This is a genomic window from Geobacillus sp. 47C-IIb (assembly GCF_014679705.1).
Classification (GTDB): domain Bacteria; phylum Bacillota; class Bacilli; order Bacillales; family Anoxybacillaceae; genus Geobacillus; species Geobacillus thermodenitrificans.
Map to the genome: position 1 here is coordinate 3,229,614 of NZ_CP061473.1, position 20,667 is coordinate 3,250,280.

Annotated in this window: 15 protein-coding genes; 14 read left to right on the forward strand and 1 reads right to left on the reverse strand. The window is 52.0% G+C overall.

Annotated features, from left to right (window positions below; translation table 11 throughout):
• Positions 1-8: 8 nt before the first annotated feature.
• Positions 9-1,946, forward strand: a complete 1,938-nt coding sequence (gene mutL / locus IC804_RS16345; RefSeq protein ID WP_081157111.1) for a DNA mismatch repair endonuclease MutL — start codon at positions 9-11, stop codon at positions 1,944-1,946.
• Positions 1,947-2,238: 292 nt separating this feature from the next.
• The gene (locus tag IC804_RS16350; protein WP_029760502.1) at positions 2,239-3,282 is read left to right on the forward strand and encodes a C40 family peptidase; all 1,044 of its coding nucleotides are present in this window, start codon (positions 2,239-2,241) and stop codon (positions 3,280-3,282) included.
• A gap of 235 nt (positions 3,283-3,517) precedes the next feature.
• Here IC804_RS16350 and IC804_RS16355 read toward each other — a convergent pair whose 3' ends face one another.
• Positions 3,518-5,038 carry a glycine betaine uptake BCCT transporter gene (locus IC804_RS16355; protein ID WP_029760503.1) on the reverse strand — a complete coding sequence of 507 codons (1,521 nt, stop codon included), beginning with the start codon at positions 5,036-5,038 and terminating at the stop codon, positions 3,518-3,520.
• Between the two features lie 197 nt (positions 5,039-5,235).
• Here IC804_RS16355 and IC804_RS16360 point away from each other — a divergent pair, with 197 nt between their 5' ends.
• From IC804_RS16360 to IC804_RS16415, 12 genes are all read left to right on the forward strand, one after another.
• On the forward strand, positions 5,236-6,585 hold the full coding sequence (locus IC804_RS16360; RefSeq protein WP_008879549.1) for an MDR family MFS transporter: 1,350 nt from the start codon (positions 5,236-5,238) through the stop codon (positions 6,583-6,585).
• Between the two features lie 113 nt (positions 6,586-6,698).
• The gene (locus tag IC804_RS16365) at positions 6,699-8,390 is read left to right on the forward strand and encodes a methyl-accepting chemotaxis protein (protein ID WP_008879548.1); all 1,692 of its coding nucleotides are present in this window, start codon (positions 6,699-6,701) and stop codon (positions 8,388-8,390) included.
• 200 nt (positions 8,391-8,590) lie between these two features.
• Positions 8,591-9,538, forward strand: a complete 948-nt coding sequence (gene miaA / locus IC804_RS16370; RefSeq protein ID WP_029760505.1) for a tRNA (adenosine(37)-N6)-dimethylallyltransferase MiaA — start codon at positions 8,591-8,593, stop codon at positions 9,536-9,538.
• A 34-nt stretch (positions 9,539-9,572) separates the two neighbouring features.
• Positions 9,573-9,800: an RNA chaperone Hfq gene (gene hfq / locus IC804_RS16375; protein ID WP_008879546.1), complete on the forward strand. Its 228-nt coding sequence runs from the start codon at positions 9,573-9,575 to the stop codon at positions 9,798-9,800.
• A 320-nt stretch (positions 9,801-10,120) separates the two neighbouring features.
• On the forward strand, positions 10,121-11,053 hold the full coding sequence (gene spoVK, locus IC804_RS16380) for a stage V sporulation protein K (protein WP_008879545.1): 933 nt from the start codon (positions 10,121-10,123) through the stop codon (positions 11,051-11,053).
• A gap of 133 nt (positions 11,054-11,186) precedes the next feature.
• A complete protein-coding gene (locus IC804_RS16385; protein WP_013399800.1) occupies positions 11,187-12,737 on the forward strand; it encodes an IS1182 family transposase in 1,551 nt (516 codons plus the stop codon).
• A gap of 262 nt (positions 12,738-12,999) precedes the next feature.
• Positions 13,000-14,574, forward strand: a complete 1,575-nt coding sequence (locus IC804_RS16390; protein ID WP_011887180.1) for a fatty acid--CoA ligase — start codon at positions 13,000-13,002, stop codon at positions 14,572-14,574.
• 21 nt (positions 14,575-14,595) lie between these two features.
• The gene (locus tag IC804_RS16395; protein ID WP_216367167.1) at positions 14,596-15,744 is read left to right on the forward strand and encodes an acyl-CoA dehydrogenase family protein; all 1,149 of its coding nucleotides are present in this window, start codon (positions 14,596-14,598) and stop codon (positions 15,742-15,744) included.
• Positions 15,745-15,759: 15 nt separating this feature from the next.
• Positions 15,760-16,833, forward strand: a complete 1,074-nt coding sequence (locus tag IC804_RS16400) for a CaiB/BaiF CoA transferase family protein (protein ID WP_008879542.1) — start codon at positions 15,760-15,762, stop codon at positions 16,831-16,833.
• A 3-nt stretch (positions 16,834-16,836) separates the two neighbouring features.
• Positions 16,837-18,456, forward strand: a complete 1,620-nt coding sequence (locus IC804_RS16405; RefSeq protein WP_011887183.1) for a long-chain fatty acid--CoA ligase — start codon at positions 16,837-16,839, stop codon at positions 18,454-18,456.
• Positions 18,457-18,469: 13 nt separating this feature from the next.
• Positions 18,470-19,315, forward strand: coding sequence for a 3-hydroxyacyl-CoA dehydrogenase family protein (locus IC804_RS16410; RefSeq protein WP_011887184.1), 846 nt, complete (start codon positions 18,470-18,472; stop codon positions 19,313-19,315).
• A gap of 111 nt (positions 19,316-19,426) precedes the next feature.
• On the forward strand, positions 19,427-20,575 hold the full coding sequence (locus IC804_RS16415) for a thiolase family protein (RefSeq protein WP_081157244.1): 1,149 nt from the start codon (positions 19,427-19,429) through the stop codon (positions 20,573-20,575).
• The last annotated feature ends 92 nt before the right edge of the window (positions 20,576-20,667 follow it).

Genomic DNA, 20,667 nt, shown 5'->3' on the forward strand with positions numbered 1-20,667 from the left:
GTGGGGGGATGGGACGCATTCATAAGCTCGACGATCAGCTAGCAAACAAAATCGCCGCTGGCGAAGTTGTCGAACGGCCGGCTTCGGTGGTAAAAGAGCTCGTCGAGAACGCCATCGATGCCCACAGTACGGCGGTCGAAATTGAACTCGAGGAAGCTGGGATGACGAAAATCCGCGTCATCGACAACGGCGACGGAATGGAAGAAGAGGATTGCCTTCTTGCTTTTGAACGGCATGCGACAAGCAAAATTCAAGACGAGCACGACTTGTTCCGCATTCGCACGCTCGGCTTTCGCGGTGAGGCGTTGCCGAGCATTGCTTCAGTGTCCGAAGTGGAGCTTGTGACAAGCACCGGCAGCGGCCCGGGGACGAAGCTCGTGTTAAAAGGCGGTGCGCTCGTGGCCCGCGAGCGGGCGGCCGGGCGCAAAGGAACCGATATCACGGTATCCAACTTATTTTTCAACACCCCAGCGAGGTTGAAATATATGAAAACGATCCATACCGAGCTCGGTCATGCGGCTGATGTCGTCAACCGGCTGGCGCTCGCTCACCCGGATGTGTCATTCCGGCTTCGCCATCACGGCAAAACGTTGCTTGCGACAAACGGCAGCGGCGATGTCCGGCATGTGCTCGCTGCCATTTACGGTATGGAAACGGCAAAACAAATGATCCCGATTGAGGCGGAATCGCTCGATTTTACTGTCCGTGGCTATATTTCACTGCCGGAAGTGACACGCGCTTCGCGCAATTATATGTCGCTCATTGTCAACGGGCGCTATGTGCGCAATATACCGCTGATGAAGGCCATTGAAGCCGGCTATCATACGCTCTTGCCGATCGGTCGCTATCCGATTGTATTTCTGGCGATTGAAATGGACCCGGTGCTCGTTGATGTGAACGTTCACCCGGCGAAACTGGAAGTCCGTTTCAGCAAAGAAGCGGAGTTAAACGAGCTCATTACCGCGACAATCCGCCAAGCGTTCCGCCAGCGGACGCTCATTCCATCCGTATCTGCCGACAGCAAAACGGTCAAAGCGAAGGCGGAGCAAGCATCTTGGACGTTTGCCCATCGCGTTCATGAACCGCCCGCCCAGCCCGACGGAAAGGCAGGGGGAACTAGCGATGTGACCGCAGCAGCGTCCCTGGCCAGTGAAGGATCGCTTTCCCCGTTGCCTGCAGCCGCCCAGGCTGATGCGCCTGCCGTTTCGGAAGAAGCCGAAGCGTCGGTGTTTTCGGAAAGAAGGACAGGCGCTGTCAACGATTTGCCTGCTGCTGAGTTGAAGCGGGATGCCGAGGTGGAGGAGGAACCGACCGAGGCGTGCCTGCCAGCTGATGAGCAAGCAGAGGAGAAACGAGCAGTCGACCGCCTCCCGCCGCTTTATCCGATTGGGCAGTTGCACGGCACTTATATTTTGGCGGAGAACGAACTCGGACTCTATATGATCGACCAACATGCGGCGCAAGAACGGATCAACTACGAATATTTCCGGGAAAAACTTGGCGAAGTCACCAATGAGGTGCAAGAGCTGCTCGTCCCGCTAACGTTTGAATATCCGGCCGACGAATATGAGCGAATCGCCGCTTGCCGCGACGAGCTCGCCCGTTGCGGCGTGTTTCTTGAACCGTTCGGCCCGCGGGCGTTTCTCGTTCGTTCCCACCCTGTGTGGTTTCCAAAAGGGAAAGAAAAAGAGATCATCGAGGAAATGATCGAACACGTACTGACCGCCAAAACGGTCGATATAAAGCAGCTGCGCGAGCAAGCCGCTATCGTCATGAGCTGTAAGCGCGCCATTAAAGCGAATCAACATTTGCGCACCGACGAAATCTTCGCCTTGCTCGAAACGCTGCGGCAAACGACCGATCCGTTCACTTGCCCGCACGGCCGGCCGATCATCGTCCATTTTTCAACATATGAAATTGAAAAGTTATTTAAACGAGTAATGTAAATGGCGAGGGTGTCTCAACAGCAACGAGCCCCCCTTTCTTCACTTGTATATGGGCGGCGAATGAATTCACCATTCTATTGCTTCACTAAAGGACAGGCTCCTTTTTGAGTCAGTCCTGTTTTTTTTGTAATCATTTTGTAATCTACTTTTATTCTTTCTGTTACAGACGAGTTGTTTTTATTTTACTATAATGGCTCATGTGCGGGAATACATGGCGATTTTTGTAGAGTGATAGCGAAATTTACCTAAGGAAATAGAGAAATGTCAAATTGATGTCATAGGGGGATATAAAATGAAAAAAGCACTTGTATTTACCGGGACATTGATCGGATCATTATTAGCCAGCCATGCGGCCTCAGCAGCAAGCCACACGGTGCAAAAAGGCGATACGCTCTGGGGAATTTCGAAGAAATATAATACGACCGTCGATCGATTAAAACAACAAAACAATTTATCTTCCGATCTCATTTTTCCAGGCCAAGTATTGCAAGTAAATGGACAAAGCGGAAGTGGACAAGTAGCTTCTCATACATACACTGTCCAGCTCGGTGACACATTAAGCGGGATTGCTAAGAAGTTTGGCACAACGGTAGAAGCGTTGGTCAAACTAAACCCAAGCATTACGAATCCGGACTTCATCCGCGACGGCCAAGTGCTCAAAGTAACAGGCGGACAAGAAAGCACCAATACATATACTGTTCGGCCGGCGGCCACGGCTGTGAACGGTCAGTACATCGCCCAAAAAGGGGATACATTATCGGAGATTGCGAACAAGTTTCAAACGACCGTTGACCGCTTGTTGTCGCTCAATCCGCAAATTACGAACCCGAATATGATTCGCGTTGGCCAAGCCATTAAAGTAACGGGTGGAACAACCGCTGTTCGCACCGAGCAACAAGGATCGACCGCCCAACAAACGAAACCGGCCGCTAAACCGGCTGCGTCTGAATCGTCTGCTTCACTTGCCGACAAAATCATCAAAATCGGCGAAAAATATTTAGGGGCGAGATATTTGTACGGAGCAGATCCATCGCGCACCGATGTGTTCGACTGCTCTTCGTTTACAATGCGTGTTTTTAGCGAAGCAGGCATTTCGCTGCCGCGTACATCGTCAGCCCAAGCACAAGCTGGCAAAGCGGTGTCGTTCAACCAATTGCAAAAAGGTGATCTTGTCTTTTTTGACACTGACTCGAACGGCACGATCAACCATGTTGGCATTTACGCTGGCAATGGGCAAATGATTAATGCGACTGTTTCGTTGGGCGTTACGTATTCGTCGCTCACTTCATCGTATTGGAAAACACGGTTTGTAAAGGCGGTTCGCGTGCTTAACTAACGGGATGCTTACGGACATTTTGCCTGTTGCTTAAACATAGCCGAATGCGACAGAAGGCTGCTCGCATAAAGCACATGTGAGGCTTTAGCGGGCAGCTTTTTCTTATGCATCCTGTGCAAAGATTTCGCTTCAGCTACTGATCGACAGAACTGAGGGAATCATAAGGCCTGTCAATCATTTCATCCATCCCATCATAAGAAAAGGTGTCCCGTTGCTTGAGGGACACCTTTGGTCATTATTGGATAGGTTTTTTCGCTTTTCGCGTCACTTCTTGCTGGAATGAACGGATAAGAGATAGAACGATCAAGATCATGATGATCGCAAACGGAAACGCAGCGATGATGGACGCTGTCTGCAGCGATTCAAGGCCACCTACAAAAAGGAGGATGGCCGCGGTCGCTGATTGGATAACGCCCCAGATGAATTTGACCGAGTTTGGCGGGTTTAGGCTGCCGTTGGTCGTCTGCATGCCGAGCACAAACGTTGCCGAGTCCGCCGATGTGACAAAAAACGTACAAATGAGCAAAATAGCGATTCCTGAAAGCAGCGTTGAGAGCGGGAAATGTTCGAATGTAAAGAACAAGGCTGTCTCCATTCCTTTTTCATTCATCACTTCACCAATGCCGGCATGTTGGAACTGTTCCAGATAAAGGGCCGAACCGCCAAAAACGGAAAACCAGAGGGCGCTGAAAATCGTTGGAACCGCCAAGACACCGATCATAAATTCACGGATCGTGCGTCCACGGGAAATGCGAGCGATAAACGTTCCCACAAACGGCGCCCACGCGATCCACCACGCCCAATAAAAAACGGTCCATACTTTCGGCCAATCATTTTGTTCAAACGGATTGAGCCGGAAACTCATCGACGGGAGGTTTTGTAAGTACGTTCCGATCGTCGCTGTGAACACATCCATAATAAAATTCGTTGGGCCGGCAAACAGCATGAAAAACATGAGCAGCAATGCGAGTGCAATATTAAGGTTGCTCAACAATTTTATTCCTTTGTTGAGACCGCTCTGCGCTGAGAGCATAAACAGCACAGTGACGACCGCAATGATGAGCAATTGCGTCGAAAAGCTGTTCGGAACGCCAGGAAACAGCTGATGCAACCCCCCGCCGATTTGAATGGCTCCCAATCCTAATGAAGTGGCGACGCCAAAAACCGTTGCATATACGGCTAATGTATCAACAGCGATGCCGAGGCCACCCTCTGTCCGCGCGCCAAACAGCGGGCGCAGTGTGCGGCTAATGATGCCGGCTTCCTGCTTGCGAAACTGGAAGTAAGCGAGCGCCAAGGCAAGGATGCCGTAGATCGCCCATGGATGTAGCCCCCAATGAAAAAATGAGTAGCGCATCGCCAAACGGGCCGCTTCCGCCGTTGCCCCTTCCCCTGTTGGCGGCGTGTAATAGTGGGACACCGGTTCAGCCACTCCCCAAAACACTAACCCGATTCCCATTCCGGCGCTAAACAGCATAGCAAACCATGTCATATAGCTGTATTCCGGTTCTTCTCCGTCACGGCCGAGACGGATATTCCCATAGCGGGAAAAAATGAGAAACAAACAAAACGCTAAAAACAACGAAGCGCTAAGCAAATAAAACCAGCCGAATTTATCGATCAGAAACGAGTGCACCGCGCTGCTGACCGCCTTTAAATTGTAGCGTGGCAGCAAAGACTCCGGAACGACTCCCCAAATAATAAACACAATGGCAATCACAATCGAGATCCAAAAGATGGCTGTTGTTTTCTTCATTTCTCTCCTCCTTATTCTTATTATGTGCTGATATGATGGGAACCATGTTAGCGGTTTTGGGGGGCCGCTTCTTAGAGTAACAAAATTCGACAACGAATACAAATGATCCAAATTTTTGACGCATATCATTTTGTGCCATGATTTTTTATCGTGTAAAATAAAATACTTGTAGTTTACTAAAAAAGGAGGTTATTTGCATGAACAGCCGTCTGTCGGTCATGGTCAGCATCGTGCTGGCGATGCTCGTCGCATCGATGGATACGACGATCATGAACACGACCATGCCGATCATCGCTAAGGAACTGGAGGGATTTTCCCTTTATGCGTGGACGTTTGCGTCGTACATGATTACGACAACCGTTCTGTCGCCGATTGCCGGTCGCCTGTCGGACTTATTCGGCCGCAAAAAAGTTTTCAGCTTTGGCATTATTTTATTTTTAATCGGTTCGCTTCTTTGCGGATTGTCGCAAAACATGGTGCAGCTCGTTTTGTTCCGCGCCTTGCAAGGGGTGGGGGCGGGATTTATGATGCCGTTTCCTGCGATTATTGCCGGTGATTTGTTCCCCGTAGAAAAGCGCGGAAAAATCCAAGCATTTTTTACTGCCATGTGGGGTCTTTCCGCTGTTTTAGCGCCGCTTTTGGGCTCGCTGTTTGTCGAGTATGCGACATGGCGCTGGATTTTTTATGTCAACATTCCGATTTGTGTGCTCTCGCTTTTAACGTTGCTTCCGTATAAAGAAGTGTATGAACCGAAGAGAGCGGCGATTGACTATGTGGGTGCAGCGCTGTTTGCGACGGCGATCAGCCTGCTTTTGCTCGTCACGGTCGTTGAACAGGGTCAATGGTGGTATGGTGCGGCTGGGGTGTTGTTGCTTGTCATCTTTTATTATTTCGAAAAACGGCAGCCATCGCCGCTCGTCCCGTTGTCGCTTGTTCATCACCGGACGCTCAAATGGATGAACATTAACGGGTTTGTCAGCTGCGTCGCCTTGTTTGGGACGTCAAGCTACATTCCGCTCTTTTTGCAAAATGTTGCCCACTTGTCGGTGTTTATGAGCGGGGTCGCTTTGCTCGGCTCGTCTGTCGGCTGGATGATCGCCGCTGTGCCGGCGGGGAAATGGATTTTGCGCTATGGTTACCGTTCTCTTCTCATCATCGGTAACGTGCTACTTGTCGCTTCCGGCCTTTTTCTCGCCTTACTCAACGAGAGCCATGGGTTTTGGTATGTCTTTTTCATCATGTTCTTACAAGGGCTGTCGTTTGGCTTGACATCGACCGTTGGCGTCATTGGCTCGCAACAGCTTGCGGATGCTCATGAAAAGGGGATTGCGACTTCCTTTTTTATGTTTTGCCGCAATATCGGCACAGCGATTGGCGTCACGGTGATGGGAGCGTTTTTGGCGCAGGCGTCGACATTTATGGCCGGTATTCGTCACCTGTTTTTATTTGGCTTAATCGGCAGCATCATCGCCATGATTACCTCACTTTTTATTCGTGATGAAACGGAAGCCGACCGGAACAACCAGCAGTCAGAAGGGATGGCATAAAGTCGGGCGGCATGCCACCGCATGGCCGCCAAAAAAACGGTTAAACATTGGCGGCCATCATCCGATACTATAAGTGGAACGACCGATTTCTTTTAAAAACGGGGGATGTATTAATGAAGATGACGGTTCGCAAAAAATTGTTGGCTGGCTTCGGTCTCGTCTACGTGTTAATCGCACTGCTGGTCGGTTTTGCCTGTTATGAGATGTCGACGCTTGACCGTACATACACAGACGTCATCGATAATCGGATGCCAAAACTTGTTGATGCGAAACAGCTCGAAGTGCTCATCCGCCGCCAAGTCGGCAGCATGCGCGGCTATTTGTTGAGCGGCGATGAGACCGAGCGGGAGAATTTTGAAAAGGCACATGAGGAGTATAAAAAAACAAGTGAAACGCTCGATGCTTCGCTAACACAAGAGAAAACGAAACAGTTGCTTGCCGAGCTCGATTTGCTTGAGCAACAGTTTTACGAGCTCTCCCAAAGAGCGTTTGAGTTAAAGGAGCAAAACAAACCGGAGCAATATAATGCGCTTGTCATAACAACAGGGCGCGATATAACGGCTCAATTTGATGTGAAAATGAACGAATTTGTCGCCCTGCAGCAACGAGAATTAGATCGGGCAAGCCATAACGCGAGCGCCTCAGCCGAACGTGTTCTTCGGCTTGTTCTTATCGTCAGTGTGTTGGCGGTGGCGGCTGGAGCGATCGTCAGCTACTACATCAGTCGTTCGCTTTCTCTCCCGTTGCTTGCGCTGTCAGAAGCGGCGAAGCGGATTGCTGCCGGCGACTTGACCGAGACGAAAACCGGCGTGCGCAACCGTGATGAAATCGGCGAGCTTGCCGCTTCGTTTGAACAAATGGCGAAAAATTTGCGCGGCGTGTTGCATGAAGTGGCGCAAAACGCCGAACAAGTCGCCGCTTCCTCGGAAGAGCTAGCGGCGAGCGCCGAACAGACGAGCAAGGCGACTGAGCAAATCGCCATGACGATCCAAGGTGTTGCTTCCGGTGTGGACAAACAAATGCAAAGCGTCGAAGAAACGTCCGCCGCTGTCAACACCATGTCTGAACAAATCGGGCAAATCTCCGAGCGGGCGCAAAGCGTAGCGGCCATCGCTGCCGAAACATCAAAACAGGCAGCGGATGGTGGGCAAACGATCGAGGCGAGCGTCGCACAAATGAACAAGGTGAACGGCACGGTTGAACAGCTGGCCGAAGTGATTAAAGGGCTTGGCCGCCGTTCCGAGCAAATCGGCTCGATTATTGAGGCGATCCGCAATATTGCGGCGCAGACGAACTTGCTCGCTTTAAACGCTGCCATTGAGGCTGCACGTGCCGGCGAGCACGGACGCGGCTTTGCGGTCGTCGCCGATGAGGTGCGGAAGCTGGCTGAGCAATCGGCCGAATCAGCGCGGCAAATCGCTGAATTGATCGCTGCCATTCAAGAAGAAACGGCTCACGCCGTCCAATCGATGGAGTCAGTCGTCAACGAAGTGACAGCCGGAACGGGAGTCATCCGCACTTCGGGCGAAACGTTCAGCCAGATCCGTGCTGCCGTTGACGAAGTGGCCAAGCAAATTCGCGACGTATCCGCTTCGGTTAGCGAGATGGCTGCCTCCTCGGAACAAATTGTGCGTTCCGTTCAGCTTGTCGCTGATGTCGCAGAATCGACATCCGCCGGCACGCAGGAAGTATCGGCGGCGACCGAAGAGCAGCTGGCGTCAATGGAAGAAATTTCGGCTTCTGCCGCATCGCTATCGAAAATGGCTGATGATTTGCAGGCGATTGTTAGAAAATTTTCGCTCTGATGAGGAACGCCTTTTACGGCGTTCATTTTTTTTGGGACAGTTCAGGGGGGTGAAAGGAAAGAACGGCGATTTTTCGTGTTGCTATGTATAAAACGGAGGGGGGATGGCGAAAACGTAGGAAAGAAATTGTTTCATGTGTTGCCGTTTTTATGTATAATGGTGTTTGATACGAGTTCAGCAACAGAAAGCAGTGGCACACCATGACAGAAAAAATTGTTGTCATTGTCGGACCGACAGCAGTCGGCAAAACGAAGCTCGGCATTGCATTGGCGAAGAAGCTAGGCGGGGAGATCATCAGCGGCGACTCGATGCAAATTTATAAAGGGATGGACATTGGCACCGCGAAAGTCAAGCCCGATGAAATGGAAGGAGTTCCACACCATTTGCTTGACATTAAAGAGCCGTGCGAACCGTTTTCCGTCGTCGAATTTCAGCGGCTCGCCCGCGCGCTCATCACCGATATTTCCGCCCGCGGCCGACTGCCGATCATCGTCGGCGGCACTGGGCTGTACATTCAAGCTGCCATTTACGATTACCGATTTTCCGACGCCCCTTCCGATGAAGCATACCGTCGGGCGCTTAGGCAGTTGGCGGCTGAACAAGGAGCCGAGGCGCTTCACGAGCAGCTTAAGGCGGTCGACCCGGAAAGCGCGGCGCGCATTCATCCGAACAATGTCCGCCGTGTCATTCGTGCGCTCGAAGTGTACCATTGCACGGGGAAACCGTTCAGTGAATGGCAGCGCGGACAGCAACGGCAACTGTTATACGAAACGGCCCTCATCGGGCTGACAGCGGAGCGGAGCGTGCTTTACCGACGCATTAATGAACGGGTTGATGAGATGATCGCTGAAGGGCTGATTGAAGAGGTAAGGTCGCTATACGATCGCGGCCTGCGTGATTGTCAGGCAGTGCAGGCGATCGGCTACAAAGAGCTGTACGACTATTTTGATGGCCGCGTCTCCCTCGACGAAGCGATCGAGCAGCTGAAGCAAAATTCGCGCCGCTACGCGAAGCGGCAGCTCACGTGGTTTCGCAACCAAATGCCGGTAGAATGGTTTGACATGACGGATCCCGAAAAGTTTGCCGTCAAGGTGGAGGAAATTTTTCGCTACATAGCAGGAAAGCTTCGACTTGAAGCGAATATATAACCATATCCTTAGAGAGAAAAGAGGAGGACGTTCCATGAAAAATACGATCAACATTCAAGACCAGTTTTTAAACCAGTTGCGCAAAGAAGGTATCCAAGTAACGGTGTTCTTATTGAACGGCTTCCAGCTGCGCGGATACATTAAAGGATTTGATAACTTCACCGTGTTGCTTGAAGTGCAAGGAAAACAGCAGCTCATCTACAAACATGCCATTTCGACGTTTGCGCCGGAACGGAACATCCAGTTTGAAACCGAGCAATGATGCCGCTGGTACATAAGCCGCGACAAAAAAGACGCCTCCTTTGGGGCGTCTTTTTCCGTATTTCTCGACTTGCACCGCCCTCTCTCCTGCTTTTTTGCCCCGACTCGCGTCGCTTTTTCATTTCCGATGCGTAAACGACCGCTGATCTGAATAAAAATATACAAACTTTCCCTTGCTACAATTGACCGACCGGCTGATCGTTTGGGTGATTGTCACGGATTGGCGGCGGCGTACGTATACTAATAAAGAAAAGGCGAGGCGTCGACAGCCAGGTCGGAATGGGTGCGGATGGCAGAAAACGGGAAGCGAGGTGACGCCCCTTGTCAGAATTGACGATGAACAAAGCGAAAGGGCAAATTAATATTGTGTTGAATTCGAAAACAGTGAATCATTTAGTGAAAGAAGAGCGAAACGACTGGCTTGATGGGGAAGAGCATCAGGCGCTTCGCAATATTCAAAAAGAACTAGACCAATTGATCGGGCTTGATCATGTCAAAAAAATCGTCAAGGAAATTTACGCCTGGCTGTACATTAGCCGGAGGCGCAAAGAAAACGGCTTAAAAGCAAACCGTCAAGCGCTCCATATGATTTTCAAAGGAAATCCCGGAACGGGAAAAACGACAGTGGCGCGTCTGCTTGGCAAACTGTTTTTTGAGATGAACGTGCTGTCGAAAGGACATTTCATTGAGGCCGAGCGGGCTGATTTAGTAGGGGAATATATTGGGCATACAGCAAACAAAACGCGCGACTTGATCAAAAAAGCGCGCGGTGGCGTTTTGTTTATCGATGAAGCGTATTCGCTCGCCCGCGGCGGTGAAAAAGATTTCGGTAAAGAGGCGATTGATACCCTCGTCAAAGGGATGGAAGACTACTGTGATGACTTGGTCGTCATTTTAGCCGGCTATCCGAGGGAAATGGATTATTTTTTGTCATTAAATCCCGGCTTGCCGTCGCGTTTTCCGTTGACGATTGAGTTTCCGGATTATACGGTCGAGGAGCTTGTGCAAATCGCCAAGCAAATGTTGCGTGAGCGCGAATATGAAATGACGCCAGAGGCGGAGCGGAAGCTGTACGTCCATTTAGAGGGGACGCTCGAGGCAGCAGGTCGGATGAAGTTCAGCAATGGTCGCTACGTCCGCAATTTAATTGAGAAAGCGATTCGCAAGCAGGCGGTTCGTCTTCTTCATGAAGGACGCTACGACAAAAAAGAGCTGATGACGATCCGCGATCGAGATTTAGTCATTTACTCTTAAAAAGAGGATGTCCCAAAAGTGTTCGCATAGCGTTCGCTTTTGGGGCACTTTTTTGGGCAAAAAAAGAAGAAAACCGTTCCTTTTTTGGTATAATAGAGTCACCACAACCCTACCAAGAAAGGACGGTTTTCTTATGTACATTTATTATAACCGAGATCAACTCATTTTGCCAATGGATCTTGAAATTCTCATTCCCAAACATCATCTTTGCCGGATCGTGGATCTAGCCGTGGAAAAAATGGATCCAGCTCTGCTCGTTTCCCTCTATCCCGGCGGAGGCCGCCCAGCCTATCATCCGAAAATGATGTTGAAAGTCATCCTGTATGCCTACGCCAATCGGATCTATTCCTCTCGCCAAATCGCCAAGCAATTGAAAGAAAACATTTATTTTATGTGGCTATCCGGCCATCAAACACCGGATTTCCGCACCATCAACCGATTTCGGTCGGAACGGATGAAGGACATCATTTACGAAACGTTTTTCTCCATTGTCGATCTTCTGCGTCAAGAAGGGTTGGTCAAACTAGAGGATTACTTTCTGGATGGAACGAAAATCGAGGCCAGCGCCAACAAGTACACGTTCGTTTGGCGCAAATCAACGGAAAAGTACGATCAGAAGTTGGAGGAGAAATTCCGGAAAATCGTAGCCTCGATCGAACAGGTGGTAAAAGAGGATGAAGAGTCGGAACAAGAAGGAGATTTTCAAGAAAAGCTGGAAGCTTCACCGATCACGTCTGAAAAGATCGAAGCCGTGATCGAACAAGTGGAAGAACATCTAAAGAAAGAGCCGAAGAATCGCACGTTAAAGAAAGCAAAACAGCAATTGGAACAAGACATTCTCCCCCGTAAGAAAAAATATGAAGAATACAAAAAAGTGTTAGGCGAACGAAACAGTTTTTCGAAAACGGACCCCGATGCGACGTTTATGCGGATGAAAGACGACCATATGAAAAACGGCCAGCTCAAACCGGGATATAATGTGCAGATAGGGACAGAGAACCAATTCATCACTGGATTTAGCGTGCATCAACGGGCGGGGGATGCCGGATGCTTCATTCCACATTTGGAGCAATTGGCCGCCTATGGGCGTCCCATGCCTAAACGAGCGATTGCGGATTCCGCCTATGGGAGTGAGGAGAACTACACGTACTGCGAGAAAAAGCAGATCGTCGCGCTGATCAAGTACAACACATTGGACCGGGAACAAACGAAAGCGTGGGCGAAAGAGATCGGCCGAATCGAGAACATGACGTACGATGAGGAATTGGATGAGTGGATTTGCGCGAAAGGGGAACGGCTGGTGTTTGTGTATAAACGGAAGGAAACGACCGACAACGGGTACGTCATCGTCAAACGGACGTATCGTTGTACAGCATGTGCCGGATGCCCGTTTCAAGCAGCATGTGCCAAAGGCAAAGACACGAAAACCATCCGCGTTTCCTTGAAAAATCAACAACAACGGCAAGAAATCCGGAAACGGCTGTCCACGGAAGAAGGGGCGACGACATATCGAAGACGGCAAATCGAAAACGAGCCGGTGTTTGGGCAAATCAAGCATAATCAGCAATTTCATCGGTTTTCATTGAGAGGCCTCCCAAAAATTACCTTGGAGTGGGGTCTAGTTTGTGCTGCCCACAATTTGAGAAAGTGGGCCACAACGACCGACCCAACAAGGAAAAAATAGGATAAAATTCGGAAATAAGGAGAAATTCCTGCCTCAAAAAAGGAATAAATAACCAAATGGTAAGAAAAAGAAACAGAGGCTACTCTCAAAAGGTCGGTTTAGACGACCTTTTGAGACAGCCTCTTTTTTTGGCTGCAAAAGAGGAATGTCGTTAAAAAGGGCGAATACATAAACAACGAGGGCTAATGTACTAATTAATCTGAATTATCTGTCTAGTGAACCTGCCTGCCCTATGTCCATTTGGAAAAAGGGGGAAAGGCGCTTGTACGTAACGATTGGGGACATGTTTTCCCAGACGGTAAGGAAATTTCCGATGCGCGAGGCGGTCGTAGAGGTGGCGACCGGACGCCGTTACACGTACGCAGAATGGGAGGTGGAAGTGAACCGATGGGCGAACGCCTTTCTTGAAGCCGGCGTCCGCAAAGGAGATCGCGTCTCGACAGTGCTATACAACACGCTCGAGCTCGCCACCGCCTTGTTTGCCTGCGCAAAAATTGGCGCGGTGTTCAACCCGATCAATTTTCGGTTGAAAGCGGAGGAAATCGCCTATATTTTGATGGACGCCGAACCGAAAATCGTCATATTTGAGCGGTCGGTCGAGCCGCAGCTTGCCGCAATCAGCAGCCGTTTTCCGCACGTGTCATTTTGGTCGATCGATGGCGATCCGCCGCCGTTTGCCAAAAACGCCTATGAGCAGGTAGTTCAGGCTACGGATGAAGCGCCGCACGTTCATGTGGAAGAAAGCGACCTTTACGCCATTATGTACACAAGCGGCACAACCGGGCGGCCAAAAGGGGTGATGCACCGGCATCGTGACATGATCGAACAAAGTGTCGTTTGCCAAGGCGTGATGCGCATCCGGGAAACGGACCGCGGGTTGGCGGCAGCGCCGCTGTTCCATTGTGCCGAGCTGCATTGTTGCTTGCTGCCGCGCGTGCATGCCGGAGCAGCGAGTGTCATTTTGCATCATTTTGACGCCAAGCTCGTTCTCGAAACGATCGAACGCGAACGAATTACCCTCATGTTCGGCGCCCCAACAATGTGGAATATGATATTGCAGGAGAATGTAAGCGGTTACGACATCTCTTCGCTCCGCCTCGGATTGTACGGCGCCGCTCCGATGGCTCCGGCGCTTGTAAGGCAATGTCAAGAGCGGCTCGGCATCGGGCTCATTCAAGCGTACGGTATGACGGAAATGGGGCCGGCAGTCACGTTTTTGTTGGAAGACGAGCAGCTGAAAAAAGCCGGTTCTGCTGGCCGTGCTTGCGTGAATCATGAAATTCGCGTCGTCCGCGCGCGGGAAGACGGACCGTCCGACCCGGACGATGTGCTGCCGCCAGGTGAAGTCGGTGAGATCGTCATGCGCGGGCCGTGCATGATGGCGGGGTACTACAAGCGCGAAGAGGCGACGGAAAAGGCATTGTACAAAGGTTGGTACCATTCTGGCGACCTCGGCTACGTTGACGAAGACGGCTACTTGTACGTCGCTGACCGGGTTGATGATATGATCATCAGCGGTGGAGAAAACGTCTATCCGCGCGAGGTGGAGGATGTGCTGTATGAGCATCCCGGCGTGCTTGACGTTGCCGTGCTCGGTGAGCCGGATGAGCTGTGGGGGGAAAAAGTCGTCGCCTTTGTTGTCAAAAAAGACGCTCTCCTCACTGCTGACGAACTTGAGCAGTTTTGCAAAACGAGCGATCGTCTCGCTCCGTACAAGCGGCCGCGCGCCTATTATTTCATCGACGTCCTGCCGCGCAACGCGAGCGGCAAAATTCAAAAGTTTTTGCTGCGCGAGCGGCTGAAACAGCAGGCGGCGGGCGGGACAAACAAGCAGTGACAGAACGGAAAAGAGGGATACATGGTGACAGCCCGCTATTTGCGAGAAGAGCACCACATCTTCCGCGAGGCATTCCGCAAGTTTTTGGAGAAAGAGGCATATCCGTATTATGACGAATGGGAACAACGCGGCATCATTCCGCGGTCGTTTTGGGCGAAAATGGGAGAAAACGGTTTTCTTTGCCCATGGGTGGATGAGAAGTATGGGGGGTTAAACGCCGATTTTGCCTATTCGGTCGTCATCAATGAAGAGTTGGAAAAAGTCGGTTCAAGCCTTGTCGGCATTGGACTGCATAACGATATTGTGACACCGTATATCGCGTCGTATGGAACCGAAGAGCAAAAGCAAAAATGGCTGCCGAAATGCATAAGCGGCGAGCTCATTACAGCGATCGCCATGACTGAGCCGGGAGCTGGGTCGGATTTAGCGAACATTTCGACAACGGCGGTCAAAGACGGTGACTACTACATCGTCAACGGGCAAAAAACGTTTATTACAAACGGCATTCATGCCGATTTGATCGTCGTCGCTTGCAAAACTGATCCGCACGCAAAACCGCCGCATCGCGGCATTAGTCTGTTGGTCGTTGAACGTGACACGCCGGGGTTTACGCGCGGGCGGAAGCTCGAGAAAGTCGGGCTGCACGCCCAAGATACGGCGGAGCTGTTTTTCCAAGATGCGAAAGTGCCGAAAGAAAACTTGCTTGGGGAGGAAGGAAAAGGGTTTTACTATTTGATGGAAAAGCTCCAGCAGGAGCGGCTCGTGGTCGCCATCGCCGCTCAAACGGCGGCCGAAGTGATGTTTTCGTTGGCGAAGCACTATGTAAAGCAGCGGTCAGCGTTCGGCAGGCGGGTGAGCGAGTTTCAAACCGTTCAGTTCCGCCTTGCCGAAATGGCGACTGACATCGCTATCGGGCGCACGTTTGTCGATCGTGTCATCGAGGAGCATATGGCCGGAAAACAAATTGTGACGGAAGTATCGATGGCGAAATGGTGGATCACGGAGATGGCGAAACGTGTCGCGGCTGAAGCCATGCAGCTCCACGGCGGCTACGGCTATATGGAAGAATACGAGATCGCTCGGCGCTATCGCGATATTCCAGTGAGCGCCATTTACGCCGGAACGAACGAGATGATGAAAACGATCATCGCCCGGCAGCTAGACTTATAGAAAGAGGGACACACCATGCTGAATGGCGTTGTTGTGCTTGACTTTTCTCATTACTTGCCCGGCCCGTTTGCGAGCTGGCGTCTTGCCCAGCTTGGAGCCGAAGTCATTAAGATCGAGCCCCCATCTGGTGACCGGCTGCGTCCGTTCGCTGGTGGGAAGTTGTTTGCCTCGTACAATACCGGCAAAAAAAGCGTCGCCTTGGACTTAAAGACGGACGGGGGGCGCGAACAAGCCAGGCGTCTCGCCGCTCGTGCCGATGTGTTGATCGAGAGCTTCCGTCCCGGAGTGATGGCGCGGCTCGGGCTTGGTTATAACGACATTTGCCGCATAAACGAGCGCATCATCTACTGTTCGATCAGCGGTTTCGGTCAACAGAGTGATCGCTCGTTGCTTGGAAGCCATGACGTAAATTATATGGCGCTTTCGGGAGTACTTGCGCAGTTGGTGGATAAAAGTGGCCGCCCGGTTCATCCAAAAGTGACGTTCGCTGATTTTATTGGTGGCATGGCGGCGGCCGAGCGCATTTTAGCTGCACTGTTTGCCCGCGAGCGAACCGGCAAAGGCGCACATTTGGATGTCTCGCTTGTCGACGGCTTAACAGCAATGATGGCCGGCCATTTTGCCATCGAGCATGGCGGAGGGCCAAAAAACGGCCTTATGGAGCTTGCCGGGGAGGTCGTCTGTTACCAGTTATACGAGACAAAAGATGGCCGCTATATGAGCTTGGCCGCGCTTGAGCCGCACTTTTGGCGCCAGTTTTGTGAAGCGGTTGGCCGCCCGGAGTGGACCGAAGCGCAGTGGGCGCCGGCTCGTCCGGGAGAGGCGGTATATGACGGGCTGGTCGCTTTGTTTCGCGAAAAAACGTTTTCTGAATGGAGCGCCTTTGCTGAAACGGTTGACGCTTGCCTCGCCCCAGTGCTCGAAACGGATGAAGCGAAGCAGCTGTTTGCCGACGACCGGCTTCGTCATCTTGTTCGGCTGCAGCCAGATGGCGTGTGGGCGGCCGCGCATGGGCCGGATGGGCAGTGGGGCGGCGGAGTGTCGCCACAAGTGAACGAACACGCATATTTATTGGTGGGGGAGGAATGACCGATGATGAAAACACCGTTAAACATTTCGATGATGCTTGAGCGGGCGGAAATGTTTTTTCCGAAAAAGCAAGTCGTCTCCCGCATGAAAGGCGGCATCGTCCGCCATACATATAAGGAGATTGGCGAGCGGACGCGCAGACTCTCAAGCGTGTTGAAGCGGCTTGGGGTGGAAGTTGGCGACCGCGTTGGCACGTTTGCTTGGAACCATCACCGCCATTTGGAAGCATATTTTGCTATTCCAGGCATCGGAGCGGTGCTTCATACGATCAATATCCGCCTCTCCGCGCAGCATATCGCTTATATCATCAACCATGCCGACGACCGCGTCTTATTGATTGACGACGATTTGCTGCCGGTCATTGAAGCGGTGAAAGACGAGATTCCAAATGTTCGTGCCTTCATTGTTATGACAGACGCCGACGAACTGCCGGAGACGACGCTGTCGCCGGTGTATCATTATGAGAAACTGCTCGCTGAAGGCGATCCGTCGTTCCCATTCTTAAAAGACCTCGATGAATACCAACCGGCTGGTATGTGCTATACGTCGGCGACAACGGGAAATCCAAAAGGGGTCGTCTACACGCATCGGAGCACCGTCTTACACGCGATGGCGTTAGGATTAGCCGATACACAAGGGCTTTGCGAGCGCGATGTCATTATGCCAGTCGTGCCGATGTTTCACGTCAACGCCTGGGGGTTGCCGTTTGCCGCTACGTGGTTCGGTTCGACAATCGTTATGCCGGGGCCGGCGTTTACGCCGAAAGTGCTTGCCGAGCTGATTGAGGCTGAGCGGGTGACAATAACCGCCGGTGTGCCGACAATTTGGCTTGGGCTGCTGCAAGAATTGGAGAAAGGAAGCTATGATGTGACAAGCCTAACGCGCGTCGTTTGCGGCGGTTCGGCCGCGCCAAAAGGAGTGATCCGCGCCTTTGAAGAAAAATACGGCATTCCGTTCATTCACGCCTATGGGATGACGGAAACGAGCCCGCTTGTGCTCGTCTCGCGCCCGAAAAGTTATCAAGACGCATTGCCATATGAAGAGAAACTTGACATCCGCGCCAAGCAAGGGTTGCTTGCTCCAGGGCTGGAGATGAAAGTCATCGGCCAAAATGGACCGGTTCGTTGGGACGGCCAAGAAATGGGCGAACTTTGCTTGCGTGGGCCGTGGATTGCCGCTGAATATTATAACGACGAGCGGACGAAAGAGGCGTTTCGTGACGGCTGGCTCCATACCGGCGACGTCGTCACCGTTGACGAAGAAGGGTTCGTCAAAATCGTCGACCGGACGAAAGATGTTATTAAAAGCGGCGGCGAATGGATTTCTTCCGTTGATTTGGAAAATGCGCTCATGGCCCATGAGGCGGTGTTTGAAGCCGCGGTCGTCGCCGTTCCGCATCCAAAATGGCAGGAGCGCCCGATCGCCTGCGTTGTGTTGAAAGAAGGAAAGAGTGTCACGAAAGAAGAGCTGTACGACTTTTTGCGCCCGCAGTTTACGAAATGGTGGCTGCCGGATGACATCGTCTTTCTTGACGAAATTCCAAAAACGAGCGTTGGCAAGTTTTTGAAGAGGAAACTACGCGATGAGATGGCGGCGCGCTACGCCGATGCGGCAACAGAATAAAGGGGGAGACGTTATGGCTGAAACGATCGCAGTGATCGGATCTGGGGTGATGGGAAGCGGCATCGCGCAAACAGCGGCGATGGCGGGAAAAACGGTGTATCTATATGATGTGTCCGAAGCGGCCTTGCAAAACGGGCTCACTTCGGCTGAAAAAAGCTTGCGCCGCTTTGTCCAATCCGGCCGCATGTCCGAACAAGAAGCACAGGCGGCGCGTGGCCGTCTCCGTCCTACGACGGATTTGGCAGAAGCGGTCCGTGAAGCGGACGTTGTCATTGAAGCGGTGCCGGAAAACTTGGCATTGAAAAAAGAGGTGTTTCAAAAGCTTGATGAATTGGCAAAGCCAAGCGCCATTTTGGCGACGAACACATCAGAGTTGAGCGTTACCGCGCTTGCGGCCGCGACCAATCGGCCGGAGAACGTCATCGGTATGCATTGGTTCAATCCAGCACCGGTGATGAAGCTAATTGAAATTGTTAAAGGTGAAACGACGGCTGACGAAACGGTCGACGCCATCCGCCGCCTGTCCACAGAGCTTGGCAAAGAGACGGTTGTTGTCAAAGACCGTCAAGGATTTGTGACGACGCGGGCGATCGCCGCCCACATGATTGAATGCATCCGCATGTACGAAGAAGGAATCGCTTCTGCCGAGGATATCGATAAAGCGGTGCGGCTCGGTCTCAATTACCCGATGGGGCCGTTGGAGCTCGCCGACATGGTCGGGCTTGATACGCTCTTGTTTGTGAGTGAAAACATGACCGAGGCGTACGGCGACCGCTTCCGGGCACCGCAGCTGCTGCGCAAGCTCGTCGAAGCCGGACATTTAGGACGGAAGACCGGGAAAGGCTTTTATACGTATTGACACCCATTCGTCGCCTTGAAGGGCGGCGTTTAACGAAAGGGATAGTTGTTGTGAGGCGGATAACGGGAAAAGGAGCAATGACGAAGCGAAGCAGAAGGAGGAAATGGCATCATGCGTGAAGCGGTGATTGTTGAAGCCGTCAGAACGCCGGTCGGTAAACGGAACGGCGTTTTTCGCGACGTTCATCCGGTCCATTTGGCCGCTACGGTACTTGATGAAGTCGTGCGTCGGGCCGGCATTGAAAAAGGGCAGGTGGAAGATATCGTCATGGGCTGCGTGACGCCAATCGCCGAACAAGGATACAACATCGGCCGGCTTGCGGCGTTGGAGGCTGGATTTCCGATCGAAGTGCCAGCCGTGCAAATCAATCGAATGTGCGGCTCAGGACAGCAGGCGATCCATTTTGCTGCACAGGAAATCCGTTCAGGCGATATGGATGTCACCATTGCTGCAGGAGTCGAAAGTATGACGAAAGTTCCGATTTTAAGCGATGGCAACGAGCGGACCATTCCGCCGTCGCTTCATGAAAAGCACGAATTCATCCATCAAGGCGTCTCGGCGGAGCGAATCGCCAAAAAGTACGGCTTAACGCGCGAACAGCTTGACGCTTACGCCTACGAAAGCCATCAGCGCGCTTTGGCCGCCTTGCGTGAAGGGAAGTTTCGCGCCGAAATCGTTCCGGTCAAAGGGCTGGACCGCGATGGTCGTGAAATCCTTGTCACCGATGACGAAGGGCCTCGTCCCGATACATCGCCGGAAGCGCTCGCCACGCTTAAGCCGGTGTTTCAAGAAGACGGCGTCATTACCGCCGGCAATGCGAGTCAAATGAGCGATGGGGCGGCCGCCATTTTGCTGATGGAGCAAGAGGTGGCGCGCCGATTCGGACTGAAACCGAGAGCGCGAATTATCGCGCAAACGGTCGTCGGCTCTGACCCGACGTATATGCTGGATGGTGTCATCCCCGCGACAAGGCAAGTGCTGAAAAAAGCCGGGCTCACGATCGAGGACATCGATCTCATTGAAATTAACGAAGCGTTCGCCCCAGTTGTGCTCGCCTGGCAAAAAGAAATCGGTGCTCCGCTGGAGAAAGTGAATGTCAACGGCGGCGCCATCGCACTCGGCCATCCGCTCGGCGCAACCGGCGTGAAGCTGATGACATCGCTCGTTCATGAGCTCGAACGGAGGAAGGGGCGCTACGGGCTGCTGACGATTTGCATCGGCCACGGCATGGCGACAGCAACAATCATCGAGCGTGAGTAAGGCGTGACAATACACATTGAGCTCGCACCATCAGCAGCGGGAGCGGCCAACAAGCCGCCAAGCCCGCTGCTTTTTTGCTTATGAAAAACCGT